Source organism: Streptomyces sp. NPDC001443, from assembly GCF_053597355.1.
In genome coordinates this window covers 33,218-50,029 of record NZ_JBSFIA010000054.1, presented here as the reverse complement: position 1 = coordinate 50,029, position 16,812 = coordinate 33,218, and the positions used below count along the sequence as shown (strand labels likewise).

Annotated in this window: 16 protein-coding genes; 12 read left to right on the top strand and 4 right to left on the bottom strand. The window is 69.0% G+C overall.

Features of this window, described 5'->3' with window-relative positions:
- The 3 genes from ACWC24_RS37540 to ACWC24_RS37530 form a co-directional block, all read left to right on the top strand.
- On the top strand, positions 1-460 hold a 460-nt coding region (locus tag ACWC24_RS37540), incomplete at its 5' end, for a vitamin B12 dependent-methionine synthase activation domain-containing protein (RefSeq protein ID WP_450667392.1).
- A gap of 174 nt (positions 461-634) precedes the next feature.
- Positions 635-1,336, top strand: a complete 702-nt coding sequence (locus ACWC24_RS37535) for an HAD family hydrolase (RefSeq protein ID WP_450667391.1) — start codon at positions 635-637, stop codon at positions 1,334-1,336.
- Between the two features lie 443 nt (positions 1,337-1,779).
- Positions 1,780-3,381, top strand: coding sequence for an ABC transporter substrate-binding protein (locus tag ACWC24_RS37530; protein WP_450667390.1), 1,602 nt, complete (start codon positions 1,780-1,782; stop codon positions 3,379-3,381).
- Between the two features lie 275 nt (positions 3,382-3,656).
- Here the strand turns inward: ACWC24_RS37530 and ACWC24_RS37525 are convergent, their stop codons facing one another.
- A complete protein-coding gene (locus ACWC24_RS37525; RefSeq protein WP_450667389.1) occupies positions 3,657-4,328 on the bottom strand; it encodes a response regulator in 672 nt (223 codons plus the stop codon).
- A gap of 14 nt (positions 4,329-4,342) precedes the next feature.
- Positions 4,343-5,290: a RecB family exonuclease gene (locus ACWC24_RS37520; RefSeq protein ID WP_450667388.1), complete on the bottom strand. Its 948-nt coding sequence runs from the start codon at positions 5,288-5,290 to the stop codon at positions 4,343-4,345.
- Positions 5,291-5,466: 176 nt separating this feature from the next.
- On the opposite strand from ACWC24_RS37520, the gene ACWC24_RS37515 reads away from it, so the two are divergent.
- From ACWC24_RS37515 to ACWC24_RS37505, 3 genes are all read left to right on the top strand, one after another.
- The gene (locus ACWC24_RS37515; protein WP_450667387.1) at positions 5,467-6,981 is read left to right on the top strand and encodes a site-2 protease family protein; all 1,515 of its coding nucleotides are present in this window, start codon (positions 5,467-5,469) and stop codon (positions 6,979-6,981) included.
- Between the two features lie 73 nt (positions 6,982-7,054).
- The gene (locus tag ACWC24_RS37510) at positions 7,055-7,960 is read left to right on the top strand and encodes a tRNA (adenine-N1)-methyltransferase (RefSeq protein WP_351602679.1); all 906 of its coding nucleotides are present in this window, start codon (positions 7,055-7,057) and stop codon (positions 7,958-7,960) included.
- Between the two features lie 225 nt (positions 7,961-8,185).
- Positions 8,186-8,776, top strand: a complete 591-nt coding sequence (locus tag ACWC24_RS37505) for a hypothetical protein (RefSeq protein ID WP_450667393.1) — start codon at positions 8,186-8,188, stop codon at positions 8,774-8,776.
- Between the two features lie 57 nt (positions 8,777-8,833).
- Here ACWC24_RS37505 and ACWC24_RS37500 read toward each other — a convergent pair whose 3' ends face one another.
- Positions 8,834-9,133, bottom strand: a complete 300-nt coding sequence (locus tag ACWC24_RS37500; RefSeq protein ID WP_450667386.1) for a ferredoxin — start codon at positions 9,131-9,133, stop codon at positions 8,834-8,836.
- 249 nt (positions 9,134-9,382) lie between these two features.
- Here ACWC24_RS37500 and arc point away from each other — a divergent pair, with 249 nt between their 5' ends.
- The 6 genes from arc (at position 9,383) to prcA (ending at position 15,585) form a co-directional block, all read left to right on the top strand.
- Positions 9,383-11,149, top strand: a complete 1,767-nt coding sequence (arc, locus tag ACWC24_RS37495; RefSeq protein ID WP_450667385.1) for a proteasome ATPase — start codon at positions 9,383-9,385, stop codon at positions 11,147-11,149.
- Positions 11,150-11,381: 232 nt separating this feature from the next.
- On the top strand, positions 11,382-12,893 hold the full coding sequence (dop, locus tag ACWC24_RS37490) for a depupylase/deamidase Dop (protein WP_450667384.1): 1,512 nt from the start codon (positions 11,382-11,384) through the stop codon (positions 12,891-12,893).
- Positions 12,894-13,081: 188 nt separating this feature from the next.
- On the top strand, positions 13,082-13,300 hold the full coding sequence (locus ACWC24_RS37485) for a ubiquitin-like protein Pup (protein ID WP_152895289.1): 219 nt from the start codon (positions 13,082-13,084) through the stop codon (positions 13,298-13,300).
- A gap of 51 nt (positions 13,301-13,351) precedes the next feature.
- The gene (locus ACWC24_RS37480; RefSeq protein WP_450667383.1) at positions 13,352-13,957 is read left to right on the top strand and encodes an endonuclease VII domain-containing protein; all 606 of its coding nucleotides are present in this window, start codon (positions 13,352-13,354) and stop codon (positions 13,955-13,957) included.
- Complete coding sequence (prcB, locus tag ACWC24_RS37475; RefSeq protein ID WP_351620632.1) at positions 13,909-14,754, top strand: proteasome subunit beta; 846 nt, start codon at positions 13,909-13,911, stop codon at positions 14,752-14,754. Before ACWC24_RS37480 ends, prcB begins: the two co-directional genes overlap by 49 nt.
- A gap of 60 nt (positions 14,755-14,814) precedes the next feature.
- Positions 14,815-15,585, top strand: a complete 771-nt coding sequence (gene prcA / locus ACWC24_RS37470) for a proteasome subunit alpha (protein ID WP_450667382.1) — start codon at positions 14,815-14,817, stop codon at positions 15,583-15,585.
- A 91-nt stretch (positions 15,586-15,676) separates the two neighbouring features.
- On the opposite strand, the gene ACWC24_RS37465 is transcribed toward prcA, so the two are convergent.
- Positions 15,677-16,696, bottom strand: coding sequence for a LacI family DNA-binding transcriptional regulator (locus ACWC24_RS37465; protein ID WP_450667381.1), 1,020 nt, complete (start codon positions 16,694-16,696; stop codon positions 15,677-15,679).
- Between the last annotated feature and the right edge of the window lie 116 nt (positions 16,697-16,812).

Below are 16,812 nucleotides of genomic sequence, written 5' to 3'. Positions count from 1 at the left end.
CCGACTGTGCCTGGCGGACTACTTCCGCCCGGAGGAGTCGGGGGAGACCGACGTCGTCGGACTCCAGGTCGTCACCGTCGGCTCCCGGATCGGCGAGGAGACGGCCAAGCTGTTCGCCGCCGACTCCTACCGCGACTACCTCGAACTGCACGGCCTGTCCGTGCAGCTCGCCGAGGCGCTCGCCGAGTACTGGCACGCCCGCGTCCGCTCCGAGCTGGGCTTCGCCGGGGAGGACCCGGACCGGGTCGAGGACATGTTCGCCCTGAAGTACCGGGGCGCCCGCTTCTCGCTCGGCTACGGCGCCTGCCCCGACCTGGAGGACCGCGCCAAGATCGCCGACCTCCTCCAGCCGGAGCGGATCGGCGTCCACCTCTCGGAGGAGTTCCAGCTCCACCCCGAGCAGTCCACCGACGCCATCGTCATCCACCACCCGGAGGCGACGTACTTCAACGCCCGCTGACCTGCGGCGGCCTACCCCGGCGAACTGCGACGCCCGGGCGGGAAAACCCACGGCGCGCCCGGCGGTGAACACCGCGACGCACATTGATCGGACAAGTCGTACACTGGTCGGTCCACTCCAGGCCGGTTCCCCGTGAGGGAACCGGCCTGGTCGTCCCTTCAAGGAGGTACGTGGATGACCAGCACGGTCCCCGCACTCGGAACCCGAACGGCCGAAGGATCAGCCCTCCAGGCGGTGCTCCTGGACATGGACGGCACCCTCGTGGACACCGAGGGCTTCTGGTGGGACGTCGAGGTCGAGGTCTTCGCCGGCCTCGGTCACATCCTCGACGACTCCTGGCGCCATGTCGTCGTGGGCGGCCCGATGACCCGCAGCGCGGGGTTCCTCATCGAGGCCACCGGCGCCGACATCGCCCTCGCCGAGCTCACACTCCTGCTGAACACCGGGTTCGAGGCCCGGATCGCCCAGGCCCTGCCGCTCATGCCCGGCGCCGCCCGGCTGCTGGCCGAACTGTCCGAGTACGAGATCCCCACCGCCCTGGTCTCCGCCTCGCACCGACGCATCATCGACCGCGTCCTGACCTCGCTCGGCCCCCAGCACTTCGCCCTGAGCGTCGCCGGCGACGAGGTGGTCCGCACCAAGCCCCACCCCGACCCCTATCTCCTCGCCGCCGCGGGCCTCGGCGTGGACCCCGCCCGCTGCGCGGTCGTCGAGGACACCGCGACCGGCGTCGCGGCCGCCGAGGCCGCGGGCTGCCACGTCGTGGCCGTACCGTCCGTCGCCCCCATCGCTCCCGCCGCCCGCCGCACCGTGGTGCGCTCCCTCGAAGAAGTCGACCTGGCCTTTCTGCGCGGCCTGGTGACCCACACGGTCTGACCCCGTCACCCGGCGCGCCGGCCCCACCGCCGGACCCGTGATCCGGACGGAAACACCCCCACGACGCCCCGGGAGACCGGCCGACGACCAGCGCGCGGCCGGGCACGCATCCCTACCCCACCCCGAACAGTCGGCCATGTGACATTCGCCACCCCGAACGGGGTCGACAGGCAGGGTGGCATGTGCAGGCCGCCCCGCTTTCCCGAGCGCCGAAGCGGCTTTGTGTCCCGATTGATGAGATCGTGCACCAATCCTTCCACTGTCGGGTTTTCGGTGTGTCCGCGCCCGGTTTCACTCCGTGATGGAGCCGCGCGTCCTCCGGCTGTGAACCGTCCCGCCGGTCCGGACTAATCTCATCGCGAAACATCGGCCTACCCCCGTGACCCGTCGCAACACCCCTGCATGCCGGGTGCACGGACTTGAACAGCTGGAGAAACCCGAGCATGAACCGCAAGACTTTGGTGCTGCCGGCCGTGATCGGTCTCATCGCGCCCGTGCTCGCCGCCTGCGGCGGGTCCGACAGCGGGAGCAGCGGCGGCGACTCCATCGTCGTCGGCACCACGGACAGTTTCACCGCGACGAAGGACGCGCCCGCGCCGCTCGACCCGGCCTACGCCTACGACGTCGGCACCTGGAACGTCCTGCGCCAGACCGTGCAGACGCTGATGGTCCAGCCCAAGGGCGACGGCGACCCGGTGCCCGAGGCCGCCGAGAGCTGCAGCTTCACCGACGCTGGCAACGAGCGGTACGCCTGCAAGCTCCGCAGCGACCTGAAGTTCTCCAACGGCGACGCCATCACCGCGGCCGATGTGAAGTACTCCATCGACCGCGCCCGCGCCATCAAGTCCGACTCGGGCGTCTTCGCGCTGCTGTCGACCATCGACACCGTCGAGACGCAGGGCGACGACCAGGTGATCTTCCACCTGAAGACCGCCGACGCGACCTTCCCGTTCAAGCTGTCCACCCCGGTCGCGGGCATCGTGAACCCCGACGACTACCAGAAGGACAAGCTGCGCGACGGCTTCGAGGTGGACGGCTCCGGCCCCTACACCCTCAAGGCCGAGGTCCAGGGCGACAAGATGGTCAAGGCCGTCTTCACCAAGAACCCCAACTACAAGGGGTCGCTCAAGGTGAACAACGACAAGGCCGAGATGGTCTCCTACGAGGACTCCGACGCCCTCGGCGCCGCGCTCGACAAGGGCGACGTCGACCTCGTCTCCCGTGGTCTGACCCCGGCGCAGGTCAAGAAGTACATCAACGCCGGCGGCGACATCGACGTCGTGGAACTGCCCGGACTCGAGATCCGCTACCTCGGCTTCAACACCGACGCCTCGTCGGTGAAGGACAAGGCCGTCCGCGAGGCGATGGCCCAGGTCATCAACCGCAGCGAGATCGTCTCCAAGGTCTACGGTTCCCAGGCCGAGTCGCTGTACTCCCTGGTCCCGGCCAGCGTCACCGGACACTCCAACGCGTTCTTCAACAAGTACGGCGACCCGAGCGCCACCAAGGCCGCCTCCCTGCTGAGCAAGGCCGGCATCACCACCCCGGTGAACCTGACCCTGAACTACACGACCGACCACTACGGCGCGGTCACCAAGCAGGAGTTCGAGGTCATACAGAAGCAGCTGAACAACAGCGGCCTCTTCAAGGTCGAGATCAAGGGCACCACCTGGGACAAGTACGTCCCGGCCGAGCGCAAGGGCCAGTACGACGTCTACGGCATGGGTTGGTTCCCCGACTTCCCCGACGCGGACAACTTCCTCGCGCCGTTCCTCGACAAGGACAACTTCCTCAAGTCGCCGTACTCCAACAGCCAGATCATCAACGACCTGATCCCGCAGTCCCGCCGCCAGGCCGACCGGCTCACCGCCGCCTCCAGCCTGAACGACATCCAGGACATCGTGGCCCGGGACGTCCCGGTGCTGCCGCTCTGGCAGGGCAAGCAGTACGTCGTCGCCCGCGACGACGTCACGGGCACCGCGTACGCCCTGAACTCCTCCTCGACGGTCCAGCTGTGGGAGCTCGGCCGAGGCGCGAGCAGCTGACACCCACCCCCGCGAACCCCAGGCCCTGACCGGCCGCGGGAGGCGGACGAGCAACGACACGTCATCAGCACGTGGACCCGCGCAACCAGTGGCCGGTCCTGCCCCCACGGCAGGACCGGCCACCGGCGTTTTGGCCCCACCGGCCCCGGACACGGCCCCCGCCCCGCCGACCCCCGACGCCGACATCGGCGAGCACCGACCGCACACGACGAAAGGGCGCCCCCGAGCAGGGGGCGCCCTTCCACCCGTACCTCACACGGCCCGACGGACCGCCCCTACTGCGCGCCGGGACGCACCAACCCGCTCTCGTACGCGTACACCGCGGCCTGCACCCGGTCACGCAGCCCCAGCTTCGTCAGCACGTGACCGACATGCGTCTTGACCGTCGTCTCACTCACGAACAGATCCGCCGCGATCTCCGCGTTCGACAACCCCCGCGCCACCAGCTTCAGCACCTCGACCTCACGGTCCGTCAACGTGTGCAGCGTGTTCGGCACCGGCTCGTCCCCGGACGGCAGATGCGTGGCGTACTTGTCCAGCAACCGCCGCGTGATGCTCGGCGCGAGCATCGCCTCACCACCCGCCACCACCCGGATCGCCTGCAGCAACTCGTTCGCCGGCGCGTCCTTCAGCAGAAACCCGCTGGCCCCCGCCCGCAACGCCTCCACCACGTACTCGTCCAGATCGAACGTCGTCAGCACCAGCACCTTCGCCGGACCGTCCCGCCCCGGACCCGTGATCTGCCGCGTCGCCTCCACACCGTCCATCCGCGGCATACGGATGTCCATCAACACCACATCAGGCTGCAGGGCCCGCACCTGATCGAGCGCCTGCAGACCGTCGCCCGCCTCGCCGACCACCGCGATGTCCTGTTCCGCCTCCAGAATCATCCGGAAGCCCGTACGCAGCAGCGGCTGGTCGTCGACCAGTAGGACGCGGATGGCCACGTAGATCTCCTTCGCTAGTCCGGCCCCATTCTGCCCTGCTCCCCGTCCCCGGACGCCTCCGCCCTCACCGGCAGCGGATACGGCGGAGGCGTACCCCCGAACTCCGGACAATGCGCCTGGTGATCGCACCAACCGCACAACTTCGTCGGCCGCGGCCGCCACTCACCCGTCTCCGTCGCCAGCCGGATCGCCTCCCACAGCGCCAGCAGCTTGCGCTCCACCCGCTCCAGATCCGCGGGCACCGGATCGTAGGCGACCACATCACCGCTGCCGAGATACACCAGCTGCAACCGCCTCGGCAGCACCCCCTTCAGCCGCCACACCACCAGCGCGTAGAACTTCATCTGGAACAACGCACCCTCGGCATACTCCGGCCGCGGCGCCTTGCCCGTCTTGTAGTCCACGATGCGCACCTCACCCGTGGGCGCCACATCCACCCGGTCGATGATCCCGCGCAGCGTCAGCCCCGACTCCAGCTCCGCCTCGACGAACAACTCCCGCTCGGCCGGCTCCAGCCGCGTCGGATCCTCCAACGTGAACCAGCGCTCCACCAGCCGCTCCGCCTCACCCAGCCAGCGCGCCAGCCGCTCGCCCCCCGGATCGTCCGCGAACAGCTCCACCACCTCGGGACGGCTCTCCCGCAACCGCTCCCACTGACCCGGCACCAACGACCTCGCCCGCGGCGCCGTCCGCTCCACGGCCGGCGCGTCGAACAACCGCTCGAGCACCGCGTGCACCAGCGTCCCCCGCGTCGCCGCCTCACTCGGCCGCTCCGGCAACCGGTCGATCACCCGGAACCGGTACAACAACGGACACTGCATGAAGTCACTCGCACGCGACGGAGACAACGACGCGGGCGGCCGCGCCCCGGGCACCGACGCCCCCACCACCCCGGCCTGCGGGTCCTGCCCTGCCGTACCACCGCCGTCGGACGGCCCGGCGCCCTGCGCACTCGTCTCCATGCCCAGACCATACGGCCAGCCACCGACAACGACCCAGCCACCGCCAGAGCCGCAGCGACGGGCGACCGGGCAAACACAGGGGGTGCCGGGGCCGAACGCGTCACCACGGCCGCATACCATCGACCACAGACCTTCCGTCCGGCAGGCGCGGAAGACGCTTCGAACGAGGGGACATCGTGGACGAGAGCGGCGGGAGCGGGCAGCCGCGGTCGGGCAACGACGAACCGGCCGAGCGCCACCCTGGCCACCCGGCCCCGGCAGGCGACTCCGCACACCCGGACCCCACCCCACGCGACCGGCCCACCGGACCCGAACCCACCGGCCCCGGCACCCACCCCACCCCCGACGCCCCCGCCCCCGACACCCCCACGGACACCGGCCCCACCCCGTCCGACCCCACCGGACCCGAAGCGCCCACCCCCGCACCCGGCGCGCCCACACCCCCCACCGGCACCCACCACGACACCCCGGACACCCCCGGCCGGCGCACCCTCGCCCACTCACCCACCGGCAACAACCGGCCACCCCGACGCGCCCCCGAACCCCGCGGCGGACTCCTCATGGGACGCCCCTTCGGCGTACCCGTCTACGTCGCCCCCAGCTGGTTCCTCGTCGCCGCCCTGATCACCTGGGTCTTCGGCAACCAACTCGACCGCGTCCTGCCCGAACTCGGCGCCGCCCGCTACCTCGTCTCCCTCTTCTTCGCCGTCGCCTTCTACGCCTCCGTACTCGTCCACGAACTCGCCCACACCGTCGCCGCCCTCCGCTTCAAACTCCCCGTCCGCCGCATCCAGCTCCAGTTCTTCGGCGGCGTCTCCGAGATCGAGAAGGAAGCCGAGACCCCCGGCCGCGAATTCGTCCTCGCCTTCGTCGGCCCCCTGCTCTCCCTGATCCTCGCCGGCCTCTTCTACCTCGCCATGCGACCCGTCCAGCCCGGCACCGTCCCCGGCGTCCTCCTCGCCGGACTGATGATCTCCAACCTCATCGTCGCCGTCTTCAACCTCCTGCCCGGCCTCCCCCTCGACGGCGGCCGCATGCTCCGCGCCGTCGTCTGGAAAATCACCGGCCGCGCCATGAGCGGCACCGTCGCCGCCGCCTGGGTCGGCCGCGCCCTCGCCGTCTCCGTCCTCATCGGCCTGCCCCTGCTCACCCAGTCCGGCGCCCTCGGCTCCACCGCCGAGGACAGCGTCGGCATGGACACCGTCTTCGACGCCCTCCTCGCCGCCATCCTCGCCGCCATCATCTGGACCGGAGCCGGCAACAGCCTGCGCATGGCACGCCTGCGCGAACACCTCCCCGAACTGCGCGCCCGCAACCTCACCCGCCGCGCCGTCCCCGTCGAGACCACCACCCCCCTCTCCGAGGCCCTCCGCCGCGCCAACGCCGCAGGCGCCCGCGCCCTCGTCGTCGTCGACGCCGCCGGCGAACCCCTCTCCCTCGTCCGCGAAGCCGCCATCGTCGGCGTACCCGAGCACCGCCGCCCCTGGGTCGCCGTCAGCGGCCTCGCCCAGGACCTCACCGACGGCATGCGCGTCTCCGCCGAACTCTCCGGCGAAGAACTCCTCGACGTCCTGCGCGCCACCCCCGCCACCGAATACCTCGTCGTCGAGGACACCGGAGAGATCTACGGCGTCCTGTCCGCCGCCGACGTCGAGCGCGCCTTCGTCAAAGCCATGGCCCGCCCCAGCTGAGACCCGCCCCACAGCCCCCCGTCACACCGCCCGCATGGTCGGCGGCCCCTCCCGGGACCGGTAGGCTGGTCACATGTCCGAACCGACCGGTGCCGCCCGCAGGCGCGGGCCCTTCAAGGTCGGGGACCAGGTTCAGCTGACCGACCCCAAGGGCCGCCACTACACGTTCACGCTCGAAGCCGGGAAGAACTTCCACACCCACAAGGGTTCCTTCCCGCACGACGAACTGATCGGCTCACCCGAGGGCAGCGTTGTCCGCACCACCGGTAACGTCGCCTACCTCGCGCTGCGCCCCCTGCTCCCCGACTACGTCCTGTCCATGCCCCGCGGCGCCGCCGTGGTCTACCCCAAGGACGCGGGGCAGATCCTCGCCTTCGCCGACATCTTCTCCGGCGCACGCGTCGTGGAAGCGGGCGTCGGCTCCGGCTCGCTCAGCAGCTTCCTGCTGCGCGCCATCGGCGACCAGGGCATGCTGCACTCCTACGAGCGCCGCGAGGACTTCGCCGACATCGCCCGGCAGAACGTCGAGCGCTACTTCGGCGGACCCCACCCCGCCTGGCAGCTCACCGTCGGCGACCTCCAGGACAACCTGAGCGACACCGACGTCGACCGCGTCATCCTCGACATGCTCGCCCCCTGGGAATGCCTCGAGGCCGTCTCCAAGGCCCTCGTCCCCGGCGGCATCCTGTGCTGCTACGTCGCCACCACCACCCAGCTCGCCCGGACCGTCGAGTCCATCCGCGAGATCGGCTGCTTCAACGAGCCGACCGCCTGGGAGACGATGATCCGCAACTGGCACATCGAGGGCCTCGCCGTCCGCCCGGACCACCGGATGATCGGCCACACCGGCTTCCTGCTCACCGCCCGCCGCCTCGCCGACGGCGTCGAGCCGCCCATGCGCCGCCGCCGCCCCGCCAAGGGCGCCTACGGCGAGGACTACGCCGGCCCCAACGCCGACGGAGGCGCCGCCGGCCGCTGACACCTCGAGCACCTCGAGGCGGCCCGCCCCAACAACACCGCGCCGTGGCCGAGTTCCCGCACCACACCCCGGAACTCGACCACGGCGCCCTTGCGTTGCCCACCCACCACCGGCCGACGTCGGCCCGCGGAAACCCCCCACCCCGCCGTTCCCCCGCACTGTGACGTGTGGCACGATGCTGGCCACCCCACCCCGGCACAGTCCTCGCAGGAGACGCACCCAGTGCTGCAACAATCCGTCGTCCCGGAACTGGCACCCGACCACACCCGGCCGATCCACTGGGTCGCCACCGCGACCGCCGTCGCCGGCGTCGTCGCCCTCACCTCACTCCTGCAACCCCACCCCGCGACCGCCGCCCAGAGCCCCGGCGCCGACCCCACGGGCGCCCCCACCAGCGTCCCCACGAGCGCTCCGCCACCGGCCACCACCGGCGTCGACTTCCCCCTCGACTGCGGCCCCGTCACCGCCGTCGTCCAGCGCAAGGCGAGCGGAGACCTCGACGGCGACGGCCGCCCCGAGACCGTCGCCACCGTCCACTGCGACGCCGGCATGGGCACCCCGCCCGACGCCCTCTACGTCCTCACCCAGGCCGCAGGCGACCAGCACGCCCGTGTCGTCGCCACCCTCGTCGCCCCCAAGGACCGCTTCACCGTCAGCGGCCTCACCATCGCCGACGCGGCCGTGCACGCCACGGTCCTCGGCTACTCGTCGACCGACATACCCAGTTGCTGCCCCGACGTCACCGAGAGCGTGAAGTGGCAGTGGAAGAACGGCGTGTTCATCCGCTCGACATCCGCCGAAGCCGACGGCAGCTGAATCAGGCCACCGCGCCTGTGAGAAACCAGACACTCATCACAGAGCGTCTCCGTGCGGTCACTCCGCGTCCGGGCCGTACACCTCGACCCTGTCCGAAACCCGACGCACATGAATGCAGTCACCCGGACACTCCCGCGCCGAGTCCACCACATCCACCAGCAGCGGCAACGGCACCGGAACCGTCGCACCCGGCTCCTGCAACAGCTCCTCGTCGACACCCTTCACATAGGCCAGACCGTCGATGTCCAGCTCGAACACCTCGGGCGCGTACTGGGCACAGATGCCGTCACCGGTACAGAGATCCTGGTCGATCCAGACCTCCAGAGCCTCACCGTCGACACCGGCCACCTGCTGCACGTCATCTCTCCTGACCGTTTACTACACAGAGCCGCGGGAACGATGCGGACCCTGACGGGTGTTGAACACTTCGACCCTACCTCCGTCCGCTTTCCAATCATGTTCGGTGGGTATTCCCCTGGCGTGAGGGAGAGCGCAAGGGTGAAGATCGGACACACCCCGACAGTCTTTGTGATCTAGGGGTTTCAATCGACACCCACCCAGGTAGGGTCTGGAAGCGTCCAGCTCCCCTTGGAGGAGGTGAGGACCGTGGCAGCCCACGACGACGACATGAACCGCGGCATCCGCCCGGGACGAGGGTCCGACGACCCCGTCGGGCAGATTGCCTACCTTGAGCAGGAGATCGCCGTCCTGCGGCGCAAGCTCGCCGACTCTCCGCGGCACACGAGGATTCTCGAAGAGCGGATCGTCGAGCTCCAGACCAACCTGGCCGGCGTCTCCGCCCAGAACGAACGACTCGCCAACACACTCCGTGAGGCCCGCGACCAGATCGTGGCCCTCAAGGAGGAAGTCGACCGGCTCGCCCAGCCACCGGCCGGCTTCGGAGTCTTCCTCACGGCGAACGAGGACGGCACCGCCGACATCTTCACCGGAGGCCGCAAACTCCGCGTGAACGTCAGCCCCGGCGTCGAGCTCGACGAGCTCAGGCGCGGCCAGGAAGTGATGCTCAACGAAGCGCTCAACGTGGTCGAAGCCATGGAGTACGAGCGGGTCGGAGACATCGTCACCCTCAAGGAGATCCTCGAGGACGGCGAACGCGCCCTGGTCCTCGGGCACACCGACGAGGAACGGGTGGTGCGGCTCGCCGAGCCGCTGCTGGACGTCACCATCCGCCCCGGCGACGCCCTCCTGCTCGAACCCCGCTCCGGCTACGTCTACGAAGTCGTGCCCAAGAGCGAGGTCGAAGAACTCGTCCTCGAAGAAGTCCCCGACATCGGCTACGAGCAGATCGGCGGCCTCGGCAACCAGATCGAAGCCATCCGCGACGCCGTAGAGCTCCCCTACCTCTACCCGGACCTGTTCAAGGAGCACGAGCTGCGCCCGCCCAAGGGCGTCCTCCTCTACGGACCCCCCGGATGCGGCAAGACGCTCATCGCCAAGGCCGTCGCCAACTCACTGGCCAAAAAGGTCGCCGAAGTCACCGGCGCGGCCGCCGGCAAGAGCTTCTTCCTCAACATCAAGGGACCCGAGCTCCTCAACAAGTACGTCGGAGAAACCGAACGCCAGATCCGCCTCGTCTTCCAGCGAGCCCGCGAGAAGGCCAGCGAGGGCACCCCCGTCATCGTCTTCTTCGACGAGATGGAATCCCTCTTCCGCACCCGCGGCTCCGGCGTCAGCTCGGACGTGGAGAACACCATCGTCCCCCAGCTGCTCGCCGAGATCGACGGCGTCGAGGGCCTGGAGAACGTGGTCGTCATCGGCGCCTCCAACCGCGAGGACATGATCGACCCCGCCATCCTGCGCCCCGGCCGCCTCGACGTGAAGATCAAGATCGAACGTCCGGACGCCGAAGCGGCCAAGGACATCTTCGGCAAGTACCTCACCGAGCGCCTCCCGCTGCACTCCGACGACCTCGGCGAGCACGGCGGCAGCAAGGCCACCACCGTCCAGAGCATGATCCAGACGGCAGTGGAACACATGTACGCCGAATCCGAGGAAAACCGCTTCCTGGAAGTCACCTACGCCAACGGCGACAAGGAAGTCCTCTACTTCAAGGACTTCAATTCCGGCGCCATGATCGAAAACATCGTCGGCCGCGCCAAGAAAATGGCGATCAAGGACTTCCTCGACCACAACCAGAAGGGCCTCCGCGTCTCCCACCTCCTCCAGGCATGCGTGGACGAGTTCAAGGAGAACGAAGACCTCCCCAACACCACCAACCCCGACGACTGGGCCCGAATCTCCGGCAAGAAGGGCGAACGGATCGTCTACATCCGCACCCTCATCACCGGAAAGCAGGGCGCGGACACCGGACGCTCCATCGACACCGTGGCAAACACCGGACAGTACCTGTAAAACCAGGGCGGCTGCGGGTGCCCACCACGGGCACCCGCAGCCAACTGTTTTTCCGGCCACAGCAGCAACAAGGCAATGACGCAAATGATCTCCCCACCAGCGCAAAGCCGTTCTAGGCTCTTCCGTACCGCCGGATCGCGCAGTGCGGGGACGGGCACCGCACACGACCGGAGCACCACCGGTACTTGAGCGGCGCCCACGACCGAGGGTGCCGCCGGGCAAGGAGGGCCGCATGACCGTACGGCGAGTAATGGGCATCGAGACGGAGTACGGCATCTCCGTCCCCGGCCACCCCAACGCCAATGCCATGCTCACCTCGTCCCAGATCGTCAACGCCTACGCCGCGGCGATGCACCGGGCCCGCCGGGCCCGCTGGGACTTCGAGGAGGAGAACCCGCTACGGGACGCCCGAGGATTCGACCTCGCCCGCGAAGCCGCCGACTCCAGCCAGCTCACCGACGAGGACATCGGCCTCGCCAACGTGATCCTCACCAACGGCGCCCGCCTCTACGTCGACCACGCCCACCCCGAATACAGCGCACCCGAGGTCACCAACCCCCGCGACGCCGTCCTCTGGGACAAAGCCGGCGAACGGATCATGGCCGAAGCCGCCGAACGCGCCGCCCAGCTCCCCGGCGCCCAGCCCATCCACCTCTACAAGAACAACACCGACAACAAGGGCGCCTCCTACGGCACGCACGAGAACTACCTGATGAAGCGGGAAACCCCCTTCTCCGACATCGTGCGCCACCTCACCCCCTTCTTCGTCTCCCGCCAGGTCTTCGCCGGAGCCGGCCGCGTCGGCATCGGCCAGGACGGCCACGAACACGGCTTCCAGCTCAGCCAGCGCGCCGACTACTTCGAGGTCGAGGTCGGCCTGGAGACCACCCTCAAACGGCCCATCATCAACACCCGCGACGAACCCCACGCCGACGCCGAGAAGTACCGCCGCCTGCACGTGATCATCGGCGACGCCAACCTCTCCGAGATCTCGACCTACCTGAAACTGGGCACGACCGCCCTGGTCCTGTCCATGATCGAAGACGGCTTCATCGCCGTCGACCTCGCCGTCGACCAGCCCGTACGCACCCTCCACCAGGTCTCCCACGACCCCACCCTCAAGCGACTGGTCACCCTCCGCAGCGGCCGCACACTCACCGCGGTCCAGCTCCAGATGGAGTACTACGAGCTCTCGCGCAAATACGTGGAGGAGCGCTACGGCGCCGACGCCGACGACCAGACCAAGGACGTCCTCACCCGTTGGGAGGACACCCTCAACCGGCTCGAACACGACCCCATGAGCCTGGCCGGCGAACTCGACTGGGTCGCCAAGCGCGAACTCATGGAGGGCTACCGCCGCCGGGACGGCCTCGACTGGGACGCCGCCAAACTGCACCTCCTCGACCTCCAGTACGCGGACGTACGGGCCGAGAAGGGCCTCTACAACCGTCTGGTGGCCCGCGGACGCATCAAACGGCTCCTGGACGAGGCGGAGGTCGAGCGGGCCAGGACCGAGCCTCCCGAGGACACCCGCGCCTACTTCCGCGGCCGCTGCCTGGAGCAGTACGCGGACGACGTCGCGGCCGCCTCCTGGGACTCGGTGATCTTCGACCTGCCCGGCCGCGACTCCCTCCAGCGGGTACCGACCCTGGAGCCCCTACGCGGAACGCGAAATCACGTCAAGGAACTCCTGGACCGATGCCGTACCGCAGAAGACCTGGTCAGGGTCCTCTCCGGCGGCTGAACCAATCCTCGGACCGGTCCCCTTGCGCGGGTGGAAAACCCCGCGCAAGGGAATCATCGAGGTGGGCCCCGTGCGTTGTGGCAACTGCGGGGCCGATGTCGGGCCCGGCTTGTAGGGTCTGATCACCACCGATCGGCAGGAATGCCTACCTGTCGACCATGTCGGGCGAACTGAGCGGGGTGAGGGTTATGGCGACCAAGGACACCGGCGGCGGCCAGCAGAAGGCGACGCACTCCACGGAAGAGGTCGAGGAGCAGACGCAGGACGCGCAGGCGACCGGCGACCTCAAGGAACGGCACGAGAAGCTGAGCGACGACGTGGACTCGGTTCTTGACGAGATTGACGATGTACTCGAGGAGAATGCCGAGGATTTCGTGAGGTCATTCGTGCAAAAAGGTGGAGAGTAGAGGGTCTGCGGCGACTTCTGCCTTTGAATTCAAGGCGGCGGGGGAGCGGGAGTGGCTGGCGATCCGAACGTGAAGCGCTGCAGGGGTTGTCGGCGCGACTTGCCTTTCGGGGAGTTCGCGAACGACAGGAACCGGCGCGATGGCCTTCAGCCCCGGTGCCGGGAGTGTGTGGCGGAGTACAGCGCTGCGCACTACCGGCGCCGCCGGGAGGTCATGGGCAAGCCGGTGCGGGAGAAGGTGGACGTTCCGCCCGGGCACAAGCTCTGCCGGACGTGCGGTGAGGTCAAGCCGCACAGCGAATGGCATCGCAACGCCACCGCATCGGACGGGCTGTCCACACGCTGCAAGGCGTGCCGGGCGGTCCAGGGGCGGCAGCGCCATCTGAAGCGCAACTACGGCCTCACCGAAGCCGAGCGTGACGCGCTGATCGCTTCTCAAGGGGGCGTCTGCTGCATATGTTTGTCAGCCCCGGCGGCTCATGTGGATCACTGCCACGAGACGGGTAGGGTCCGAGGCGTACTGTGCTTCAGCTGCAATGCCGCACTGGGGCAGTTCAAGGATCGGCCCGATGCCATAAGGCGGGCTGCCGCATACGTGGAAGGAAACGCGTGGAAGCCAACACTCGTAGCACCGGGCGTCTACCAGCTGCCTTCCTGACGCCTGGGTCGTCGTCCTTCATGGACTTTCTCTCCGAGCACCAGCCGGAGATGTTGCCCGGCAAGCGGCAACTGCCCCCGACGCAGGGCGTGATCGAGGCGCCGCACGGCACCACGATCGTCGCCGTGACCTTCCCGGGCGGTGTCGTGCTGGCCGGTGACCGCCGGGCGACGATGGGCAACATGATCGCGCAGCGGGACATCGAGAAGGTGTTCCCGGCGGACGAGTACTCGGCGGTGGGCATCGCCGGCACGGCCGGTCTGGCCGTGGAGATGGTGAAGCTGTTCCAGCTGGAGCTGGAGCACTTCGAGAAGGTCGAGGGCGCCCAGCTTTCGCTGGAGGGCAAGGCGAACCGGCTGTCGACCATGATCCGTTCCAACCTCGGCATGGCGATGCAGGGGCTGGCGGTGGTGCCGTTGTTCGCCGGGTTCGACGTGGACCGGGCGAAGGGGCGGATCTTCTCGTACGACGTCACGGGTGGCCGTTCCGAGGAGCACGGTTACGCGGCGACGGGGTCGGGTTCGATCTTCGCGCGGGGCGCGATGAAGAAGCTCTACCGTGAGGACCTCACCGAGGACCAGGCCACCACGCTGGTGGTGCAGGCTCTGTACGACGCGGCTGACGACGACTCGGCGACCGGTGGTCCCGATGTCGCCCGCCGGATCTATCCGATCGTCACCGTGATCACCGAGGACGGTTTCCGTCGGCTCACCGAGGGTGAGTCCTCCGAGATCGCCCGTTCGATTCTGGAGCGCCGTCTGGAGCAGCCGGACGGCCCGCGTGCCGCGCTGCTGTAGTGGGCGGTCGTGCTTCTTTCAGGTGATCTTGTGACTTCGACAGAAAGGGACGGATAACCGGTGTCGACGCCGTTCTATGTCTCACCCCAGCAGGCGATGGCCGACCGGGCGGAGTACGCCCGCAAGGGCATCGCGCGTGGCCGCAGTCTGGTCGTGCTCCAGTATGCCGACGGCATCGTGTTCGTCGGTGAGAACCCGTCCCGTGCGCTGCACAAGTTCAGCGAGATCTACGACCGGATCGGTTTCGCGGCCGCCGGCAAGTACAACGAGTACGAGAATCTGCGGATCGGTGGTGTGCGCTATGCGGATCTGCGTGGTTACACCTATGACCGTGACGACGTGACGGCGCGTGGTCTGGCGAACGTCTATGCCCAGACGCTGGGCACGATCTTCTCCAGTGCGGCCGAGAAGCCGTACGAGGTGGAGCTGGTCGTGGCGGAGGTCGGTGAGACGCCGGAGGGTGATCAGATCTATCGGCTGCCGCATGACGGGTCGATCGTGGACGAGCACGGCTCGGTGGCGGTCGGCGGTAACGCGGAGCAGATCAGTACGTATCTGGATCAGCGCCATGAGGACGGGATGAGCCTGTCGGAGGCGTTGAAGCTGGCGGTGCAGGCGTTGTCGCGGGACACCAACGGCACTCAGCGGGAGATTCCCGCCGAGCGTCTGGAGGTGGCGGTGCTGGATCGTACGCGTCCGCAGGCGCGGAAGTTCAAGCGGATCGTGGGTCCGCAGTTGTCGCGGTTGCTGGCGGCGCAGGGTGCGACGTCGGAGGCGGAGAGCGCCGACGAGGGCGCTGATGGTGCTGGGGACGTCGGCAAGGAGTTGTAGTTCGTTCCTGGTTCGCTCCGTGTGTGCCCCCGGCCGGTGACGGCGGTCGGGGGCACGGTGCTGTCCGGGGCGGTTCCGTCCGTGCGGGCCGTCAGGGGGTGCTGGGGGGTGCTGTGGAGCCGCGGACGACGAGTTGGACGGGGATGTCGCCGGCTTGGGGGGTTGTGCCGTCGAGGACGGCGAGGAGGGCTTGCATGCCGCGTTCGCCGAAGAGTTCGGCGTCGAGGCGGACGGTGGTGAGTTCGGGGTCGATGGCGGTGGCGAGGGCGAGGTCGTCGACGCCGGTGACGGAGATGTCGTCGGGGACGCGCAGGCCGAGGCGGCGGATGGCTTTGTAGGCGCCGGCGGCGAGTTTGTCGTCGTCGCAGACGAGGGCGGTGGGGTGGGGGCCGGGGGTGTCGAGGGCTGTGGTGGTGGCTGTGACCGCGTCTTCGATGGAGATGGGTGCGCGGGCGGTGGTGATGGTGGTGCCGGGTACGGCGGTGATGCGGGTGGTGAGTTCGCGGGCGCGGACTTCGAAGGTCCAGGAGGGGATGTCGGCCGCGAGGTGGAGGAAGCGGCGGTGGCCGAGGGTGAGGAGGTGGTCGGCGATCTGGCGGGCGCCGTCGGCGATGTCGAGGTTGACGGTGGCGGCGCCGAGGCTGCCGTGGGGGTCGCTGTCGAGCATGACGAGGGGGAGGCGGTCGCCGCCGCGCAGGGCGGTGAGGGCGTCGGCGGCCATGGAGGAGGCGATGACGCCGTCGAGGGCGCTCTGGGCGGAGGCGAAGGGGTCGCGGGCGGGGCCGATGCCTTCGGGGGAGGGGTAGAGGACGAGGCCGAAGCCGTGGTCGGCAGCGATGCGGGCGGCTCCGGTGTAGACGCCGGCGAAGAATTCGGTGGTGAGGGCGGGGATGACGAGGAGGACGGTGCGGGTGTGGCCGAGGCGGAGGTTGCGGGCGGCGAGGTTGGGGCGGTAGCCGAGGTCGTCTGCGGCTCGGCGGACGCGTTCGGCGGTGGTTGCGGAGACGCGGCCGCGCCATTTGTCGCCGAGTACCAGGGAGACCGCGGCCTGGGAGACGCCGGCGGCCTGGGCGACGTCGCGGCTCGTGGGGCGTGTGCTTCCTGGTGCCACCGGCTGCTTGCTCCTTCGTCTGGACTGGTGAACAGCGCACATGGTACGTATGGGCGAGGGGGTTATACGTAACACGTCGGGGCGGCGCACGGTCCCGGCAAGGCGATGGAGGCAGG